Annotated in this window: 1 protein-coding gene; it reads left to right on the top strand. The window is 33.2% G+C overall.

What is annotated here, in order from left to right; translation table 11 throughout:
* The first annotated feature begins 233 nt into the window (after nucleotides 1-233).
* Nucleotides 234-437, top strand: coding sequence for a hypothetical protein (locus H4J75_RS19670; RefSeq protein ID WP_182223064.1), 204 nt, complete (start codon nucleotides 234-236; stop codon nucleotides 435-437).
* Nucleotides 438-659 lie beyond the last annotated feature (222 nt).

Below are 659 nucleotides of genomic sequence, written 5' to 3'. Positions count from 1 at the left end.
ATGATTACGTTTTATATTTTTGTGATAATGCCAGCTTTGACCAAGTTGCCGAAGTAGTAAAAAAAATTAATGAGTATCACCGAGTTAACGATAAAGAATATGCAATAGTAGGGTATACCTAACAAGCCACTCAAGCAGGACAAATAACAGTTGGTTTTGTTCGCTTCGCTCTCTATTATAACCAACTATCATTTGCCTCTTAGTGGGGCGTTATATGCCTAAGGAAAGTCTACGTGTCATTATCATTACTTGATCAATTAATCCCTATTATTGGCGCTTTATACGGTATTGCCTTTTTTGGTGGTTATCTTAAACAATCTCAAACATCACCCGTAATGGTTTGGGCTAAAAATAAATCATCTAAATTACCAAAAGCTATGGTTTATTTATGTGTTTTTATAATTTTAGCTGAGTTAACCTTGATTATAGTTCAGTAGTAATCGGCATATAACAAGTCATTCAAAAGGACAAAAAACAGTTGGCTATTTGCTCCTTCGTCGCTTATTTTAGCCAACTATCATTTGCCTCTTAATGGGGCGTTATATGCAATGGAACTTATGCGTAATATTTTGATTTTTAGTTTTCTTATCAGTTTTAATTTATTCGCTTTTGAGCTTGTTAAATGCAGTGAGTCAGACATAGAATTCATCTTAAACAAA

Source organism: Colwellia sp. BRX10-1 (assembly GCF_014077545.1).
GTDB lineage: Bacteria > Pseudomonadota > Gammaproteobacteria > Enterobacterales > Alteromonadaceae > Colwellia_A.
The sequence above is the reverse complement of the archived record's forward strand: the minus strand, read 5'-3'. Positions and strand labels throughout refer to the sequence as shown.